This window comes from Campylobacter sp. JH32, from assembly GCF_017846535.1.
In the GTDB taxonomy this organism is placed as follows: domain Bacteria; phylum Campylobacterota; class Campylobacteria; order Campylobacterales; family Campylobacteraceae; genus Campylobacter_D; species Campylobacter_D coli.
Genome location: NZ_JAEQBS010000034.1, coordinates 1 through 886 on the forward strand (window position 1 = coordinate 1; position 886 = coordinate 886).

At 19.2% G+C, this 886-nt stretch carries 2 protein-coding genes; both read left to right on the top strand.

The genetic code is table 11. The features are described from left to right. The first annotated feature begins 160 nt into the window (after positions 1-160). Positions 161-391, top strand: a complete 231-nt coding sequence (locus KAR67_RS09765; protein WP_060787640.1) for a hypothetical protein — start codon at positions 161-163, stop codon at positions 389-391. A gap of 26 nt (positions 392-417) precedes the next feature. Next, positions 418-744, top strand: coding sequence for a hypothetical protein (locus KAR67_RS09770; protein WP_060787641.1), 327 nt, complete (start codon positions 418-420; stop codon positions 742-744). Positions 745-886 lie beyond the last annotated feature (142 nt).

Consider the following 886-nt stretch of genomic DNA (forward strand, 5'->3'; position numbering starts at 1 on the left):
CGGATCCATATATTTATAAGAACATCCTCCTACTAAGAATAATAAAAGATATACAGGTAAAAGAAACAAAGTAAATTTTTTAAATATTGTTTTAAAATTTATAGTTTTTGTTTTATTTTTTAATTTATAAAAAATTTTAAAGATAAAACGAAAAGAATATATGAGAAGATATTATGATAGTGAAACTTTAAAATCTATTCTCGGACAAAAGACTAGTTTAGAATATAGCGATGATTTAGAATGTCTTTCTAAGAATACTATATATAAAATTATTTTATCTGAGAAACAATATAATTTTCCTTATGTAAATATTTTTGAAGATAAAATAGAAAATAATTTTACAGCTAGTTTTATAAAAAATGAAGATAGAAAAAAGCTAAAGAACATTTAAAAGCCATATTTTTAAATGCAAATCATTTGTTTGTTTATGATAAATTTATAAATAAAAATCAGAAGCAATTTATAAAATTTGCTGAAGAATGCTTTCCGAGAAAAAAATTAAACATTTTTTATCCTATTGAAAATATAATGAAATATCCCAAAAATTTATGTTCCAACTTGAAAAATATATATAAAGAATGGTTGGTTGTAGAGAATAAAGATGCTGAAATTAACGAAAAATATGATTATTTGCACGATAGATATATAATTGTAGATAAGAAAATTCAAATTATCTTAACTAGCAGCATTGATAATTTAATGAATATTAAAAAAGATTTTACATATATAATAAGAGAATTATAAAATAGTAATTAATTGTATAATATTAATTACTAAAAATAACTATTATATATTAAAAATTAGTAATATATAATAGTATTTACTTTCAAACAACCTTATTATTTGTGACTATTTGTCTTATAGCATCAATGATTTATTGTTATGC